Below are 5,450 nucleotides of genomic sequence, written 5' to 3'. Positions count from 1 at the left end.
CACCCCGAGGACCGGCTGATCCTCCGCCGCTACTGCACCTGGGAGCTCCTCCGGTCCACTCGAACCCGCAGCCAATCCAGCCCCGCCGCCGGCTTCCAGAGGCAACGAGCCGCGCTGAAGTACTGTGCCGCGCTCCTTGGAGAGATCCGGGCGCAACAGGAGACACCGGCGACGTTCCCGCAGCGCCGGCTCGACGCCTATCTGACCGGTTCGCCCAGCCAACGCGACGCGCTGGCACCGTTCACTCGCTGGCTCCGAAAGCACCGGCTGAGCACCCTTCGGGTCGAATTCCGAGCCCACCGCCTCGAAGGGCGAGACTACGCCTCCGACCACCGCTGGCAGATGGCCCGCAGGTTCCTGTCCGATCCTGACCTGGACCCGAAGACCCGGGCCGCAGGTCTCCTCGTGCTGCTCTACGGAATACAACTGACCCGCATCGTCACGATCACACGGACACAGGTCAATACGAGCTCGCAGCCCGTAACACTCACCGTCGGAGCCGAGCCGATCGAGCTCCCCGAGATCCTCGGCGACGCCATCGTCGAACTTGTCGATGCTGCCCAGCACCACCCAGAAGGATGGCTGTTCCCCGGCAGGAACCCCGGCCGTCACCTCACCCCGGGCCCGCTGAGCCGCCGTCTTCGCACCGAAGGTTTGCTTGCCGGGAGCGCCCGCACGACAGCGCTCATCGAGCTCACCCGGCAATTGCATCCCCGGATCGTCTCGGATCTCCTCGGCATCACGACGGCGTCCGCTGCATCATGGTCGCGTCTCGCCGGCGGTGAATGGTCCGACTACCCGGCGCTTCGTTCCACCCACGCCTGAACGAGCATCACACGTCCGAGCCGGGGCCGGAAATCGCTTCGCGCAGCTGATCGACGGTCGGTGACCCTGCCAGCCCGGCAGGGGTGCGGAACACTCGACAGGCGAGCCCCACCGGCGCACCCTCCTCCGCGAAGGGGTCCACGCCGTTGACGAGGACGGTCGGAGACCCGTGAAACCCGAGGCGGGCGGCGTCCTCGGCGCTGCTGACCCTGTACGACCTGAGCAAGCCGGTGATCGAGCACCTCCCAGTTCGGGCAGCCGTCGAAGTACTGCAGTGTGATCTCCATGAAGGTCCTCTCAGTTCTCGGTGCCGCGGATCATCAACAGCGCTCCGGCGATCGCGGCGGTGACGATCACGATGTCGGCGACGTTCCCGATGAACCAGTTGCCATAGGCGAGGAAGTCCACGACGTGCCCCCGAGCGAATCCTAGGGCACGGAAGAGCCTGTCGCCGGCGTGCGAGGCGGCGGCCCCGCCGAGCGCGCCGATGACGATCGCCCACCCAGGGCGTCGGACGCGGAACGCGAATACGATCGCAGTGACGGTGGCCGCGACGGCGATGAGAGCGAACACCCAGGTGGAGCCCTCGCCGAAGGAGAACGCCGCTCCGGGGTTGTACGCGAGCTGCAGGCCCAGCAGGTCGCCGACCAACGGGATCCGCTCGTGCTCCGACAAGGCGGCCTCGGCCCACGCCTTCGTCCCCTGGTCGACCAGGACGACGAGGACGGCGATCAGCAGCGCCCAGGCCGTGAGCCGCCAGCGCCCTCTCTGCGACTGCTCTTCCGACGCCCGCTCAACGTCAGTTTTCGCGTCCGGGGTCATGCGAGGACCTCGAAGAGGCGGACAATGACGCCGGATTCGATCAGGATGAACAGGCCCAGGCCGATGAAGACGACGGGAACGAGCCAGTGCTCGACGCGCTCGAGCGTCTCCGTGACGGCCTTGTGGGTCCCGATCAGTCGGCCAGCGGCGCACCAGACGGCGACGAGGATCAGGAACACGACGATCATGATCGCGACGTCGCCGGGGGTGCTGGTGCGGAAGATCGGCGTGTAGAGGGAGATGTTGTCCGCCCCGTTGGCGATGGTGATCCCCGCTACGCCCCACAGCCCGACCGCAGTGATCTTGTGGTCGTCGTCATCGTCGTCTCCGTTGCGGCGCAGGCCGCGCACGAGGGTCCAGATGCCGATGCCGAGCGGGATCAGGCCGAGGAACCCGACCCATTCGTCCGGGACGATCGTCAAGCCGAGGGCGGCGACCACGCTGATCACGACCAGGGTGATGAACCCGAGGTACTGGCCCGCGACGATCTGCCAGGGTCGTGGGCTCCCGCGCCGGGAGGCGAGGAAGAGAACGGTGAGCACGACGATGTCGTCGATGTTGGTCGCCGCGAACAGACCGATCGCGGAGCCGATGGTCGCGAGCATCAGCTCTCCAACCGTGGGGTGCGGGTGCGGGCGGCGCGCAGCCCGTTGAGGATCACGATGACCTCGGCGATCTCGTGGACAAGGACGACGGCGGCGAGACCCAGGACCCCGAACAGGGCGAGCGGGAGCAGCGCGGTGATGATCAGCAGCGACAGGATGATGTTCTGGTTGATGATCCGCCGTCCCCGGCGGGCGTGGTCGAACGCCCGCGGGATGAGGCGCAGGTCGTGGCCGGTGAAGGCGACGTCGGCGGACTCGATCGCGGCATCGGAGCCGGTCGCGCCCATCGCGATGCCGATGTCGGCGGCCGCGAGGGCCGGAGCGTCGTTGATGCCGTCGCCGATCATCGCGACCGATCCCGCCTTCGACAGCTCGCCGATCGCGGTCGCCTTGTCCTCAGGACGCAGTTCCGCGCGCACGTCATTGATCCCGGCCTGCGCAGCCAGTGCACGAGCGGTGCGGGCGTTGTCGCCGGTGAGCATGGTCACCTCGATGCCCTGATCCGCGAGGGTGCGGACGACTTCGGGGACTTCTGGTCGCAGTTCGTCACGGACGCCGATCGCGGCAACAGGTGCCCCGTCACGGTGCACGATCACGACAGTCATCCCTTTCTCCTCGAGAACCGCCACCCGGTCGCCGAGCCCAGCGGCGTCAAGCCAGCGGGGGCTGCCGACTATGATCCTCGCCCCGTCGACGGTGCCTTCGATGCCGTGCCCCGCCTGCTCGGTCACGCCGGCAGCCGCCGGAACACCCGGCGCTGCCGCGGTGATCGCCGCAGCGAGAGGATGCGTGCTGTGCTGTTCCAGCGCTGCCGCCCAGGCGAACGCCTGCGTCTCGGTCACGCCGTCGGCGGTAAGGACGGCGGTAACCGTCGGCTCGTTGCGGGTCAGGGTGCCGGTCTTGTCGACAGCGACGTGCCGGACAGCACCGAACCGCTCGAACACCGCACCCGACTTGATGATCACGCCGAACTTGCTCGCCGCGCCGATCGCGGCCACGACCGTCAGCGGCACCGAGATCGCCAGCGCGCAGGGAGAGGCGGCGACCAGCACGACGAGCGCGCGGGTGATCCACACCTCCGGGTCGCCCAGCAGCGACCCGATCAGCGCAACCAGCGCAGCGAGAATCAGCACGCCCGGCACCAGCGGGCGCGCGATCCGGTCCGCGAGACGCGCCCGCTCGCCCTTCTCCGTCTGCGCCTGCTCCACCAACTCGACGATGGTCGTGAGCGAGTTGTCTGTGCCCGCCGCCGTCGTCTCGACCTCCAGCGCGCCGGAGCTGTTGATCGCGCCGGCCGACACCGCATCCCCGGGCCCGACCTCGACCGGGATCGATTCCCCGGTGATCGCCGACGTGTCCAGGCTGGAACGCCCCGCACGAACGATCCCGTCGGTCGCGATCCGCTCGCCCGGACGAACGACCATGACCTGGCCGACCGTCAGCTCCTTCGCCTGCACCTCCACGGACCCGCCGTCGCGCAGCACGGTCGCGGTCTCCGGAACGAGCTTCAGCAACGCCCGCAGACCCCCGCGGGCCCTGTCCATCGCCTTGTCCTCCAGGGCCTCAGCAATCGAATACAGGAACGCCAGCGCTGCGGCTTCCTCCACGTAGCCGAGGATCACCGCGCCGACAGCGCTGATCGTCATCAGGAGTCCGATGCCGAGCTTGCCCTTGAACAGCTTCCGGATCGCACCGGGCGTGAACGTCGACGCACCCAGCAGGAGACCGATCCAGAACAGCACCAGCGCCGGGATCGCGAGGCCGGACCACTCAAAGACCAGACCGGCCAGGAACGCGACACCGGAGAACACCGGCACCATGACCCTCCGGTCCCTCCACCAGGGCCGCTCGGCCTCCTCGTGTTCCTCGCCCGCCGTGGCGGCAGGCTCATGCTCGCAGCCGCACGCCGCGCTCACGCGTCAGCCCCCGCTCCGCAGCACCCCGGCACCGTGCACGCCGAGTCCACGCACGGAGCGTGCTCGTCGACAGCCAAGGTGACATCCACCAACGCGACAAGCGCGGCGGCGAGGTGCGGGTCGGCGATCTCGTAACGGGTCTGACGACCCTCCGGTTCGCCGACCACGATCCCGCAGTCACGCAAGCACGTGAGATGGTTCGACACGTTCGAGCGCGTCAGCTCCAGCTCGCGCGAGAGCACAGCCGGGTAACTCGGGCCATCGAGCAGGGACATCAGGATCCGGGAACGCGTCGGGTCTGCCATGGCCCGGCCGAGCCGGTTCATGACATCGAGGCGTGAAGCAATGGTCAGCATGCACTGAACTATACAGTATGCGCTGATCAATCACGGATCGGCCGGTGGCCAGCCACCACCCGGAAGCCAGCCGACATCTGGTCAATTCGCGACTCAACAACAATCGGCGCTACCAGTATCGGGGATCACGACGTGCAGACGGCTGCCGTCGGGCAACGACGCGTCGACGAACGGCTGACTGAGGTCGACGCGGCGGCCGGTGGTGTGCAGCATCCGCTCGACGAGGTCACGCACCCCCTCATCGGTGAGCGTCAGCGCGACACGCTCGCTGCGACCTCCGCGCGCGATGAAGACGCGGTCGGGCGCGTTGATCCAGATCTCCTCGACCGTCGGGTCATCGACATAGGTCTGCAGCACCCCGAATCCGCTCACCGCGGCGAGCACGGCACGCACCGCGGCGTGCTCGTCGTCGAGCGGAGCCGCGCCGCGCGCGAGCGCCTGATCGTTGAAGCGCCGCACTTCGGCGCGCACGACGTCGGCGACGATCTCCGGATGCCGCGACGCGTCGGTGCGCTCGGAGCGCAGCCGCTCACGCACCCGCTCGACCACGACGGCGCGGCCGGTGGGCGGCGTCGCGATCGGAGGCGGGTTCATGCGACGCATCCTGGCAACGAGCGCCGCCTGCGCGCGGAGCGCTCTCCACAGTCGCCCTCGTGGGGAGGAGACCAGGCAGGCACGCGTGCCGCATCGCGGACCCAGCCCGCACCCGATCGCGCCAGCCACGAACGACACCCGTGACGGCTAGCCGCGAGACCGCCGGGAACCGTCGGCCATCGCCGCTTCCGCGACGATGCCTCTCACTAGACTGATCGCACTCGCGGGAGTGGTGAAATTGGCAGACACGCAGGATTTAGGTTCCTGTGCCTGAGGGCGTGTGGGTTCAAGTCCCACCTTCCGCACGACCGGCGGCCGTTGTCGTCGGCAGG

At 68.7% G+C, this 5,450-nt stretch carries 5 protein-coding genes, 1 tRNA gene and 1 pseudogene; 2 read left to right on the top strand and 5 right to left on the bottom strand.

The window, feature by feature from the left end:
* Positions 1–825 (top strand): annotated as a pseudogene (locus ABT08_RS05710) (hypothetical protein); the annotation flags it as partial.
* Between the two features lie 297 nt (positions 826–1,122).
* Here the strand turns inward: ABT08_RS05710 and ABT08_RS05700 are convergent.
* The 5 genes from ABT08_RS05700 to ABT08_RS05680 form a co-directional block, all read right to left on the bottom strand.
* Complete coding sequence (locus ABT08_RS05700) at positions 1,123–1,647, bottom strand: signal peptidase II (protein ID WP_288114217.1); 525 nt, start codon at positions 1,645–1,647, stop codon at positions 1,123–1,125.
* On the bottom strand, positions 1,644–2,252 hold the full coding sequence (locus tag ABT08_RS05695) for a cadmium resistance transporter (protein ID WP_056207194.1): 609 nt from the start codon (positions 2,250–2,252) through the stop codon (positions 1,644–1,646). The genes ABT08_RS05700 and ABT08_RS05695 overlap by 4 nt, the downstream gene beginning before the upstream one ends.
* Complete coding sequence (locus ABT08_RS05690) at positions 2,252–4,168, bottom strand: heavy metal translocating P-type ATPase (RefSeq protein WP_056207196.1); 1,917 nt, start codon at positions 4,166–4,168, stop codon at positions 2,252–2,254. The genes ABT08_RS05695 and ABT08_RS05690 overlap by 1 nt, the downstream gene beginning before the upstream one ends.
* Positions 4,165–4,524 (bottom strand): Cd(II)/Pb(II)-sensing metalloregulatory transcriptional regulator CmtR, encoded by a 360-nt coding sequence (cmtR, locus tag ABT08_RS05685; RefSeq protein WP_056207198.1) that lies wholly within the window; start codon positions 4,522–4,524, stop codon positions 4,165–4,167. Before cmtR ends, ABT08_RS05690 begins: the two co-directional genes overlap by 4 nt.
* Before the next feature lie 93 nt (positions 4,525–4,617).
* Positions 4,618–5,118 carry an ATPase, T2SS/T4P/T4SS family gene (locus tag ABT08_RS05680; protein WP_056207200.1) on the bottom strand — a complete coding sequence of 167 codons (501 nt, stop codon included), beginning with the start codon at positions 5,116–5,118 and terminating at the stop codon, positions 4,618–4,620.
* Positions 5,119–5,341: 223 nt separating this feature from the next.
* On the opposite strand from ABT08_RS05680, the gene ABT08_RS05675 reads away from it, so the two are divergent.
* Positions 5,342–5,423, top strand: a tRNA-Leu gene (locus ABT08_RS05675).
* Positions 5,424–5,450: the final 27 nt, after the last annotated feature.

The organism is Microbacterium sp. SCN 71-21, assembly GCF_001725695.1.
GTDB lineage: Bacteria > Actinomycetota > Actinomycetes > Actinomycetales > Microbacteriaceae > Microbacterium > Microbacterium ginsengisoli.
Note: the sequence above shows the minus strand (reverse complement) of the source record. Positions and strands in the feature narration are given on the sequence as shown.

What these genes read in the sequence shown, in the direction of transcription:
- cmtR (WP_056207198.1), bottom strand. Translation starts at nt 4,524, where the DNA reads ATGCTGACCATTGCTTCACGCCTCGATGTCATGAACCGGCTCGGCCGG.
- ABT08_RS05680 (WP_056207200.1), bottom strand. Translation starts at nt 5,118, where the DNA reads ATGAACCCGCCTCCGATCGCGACGCCGCCCACCGGCCGCGCCGTCGTG.
- ABT08_RS05695 (WP_056207194.1), bottom strand. Translation starts at nt 2,252, where the DNA reads ATGCTCGCGACCATCGGCTCCGCGATCGGTCTGTTCGCGGCGACCAAC.
- ABT08_RS05700 (WP_288114217.1), bottom strand. Translation starts at nt 1,647, where the DNA reads ATGACCCCGGACGCGAAAACTGACGTTGAGCGGGCGTCGGAAGAGCAG.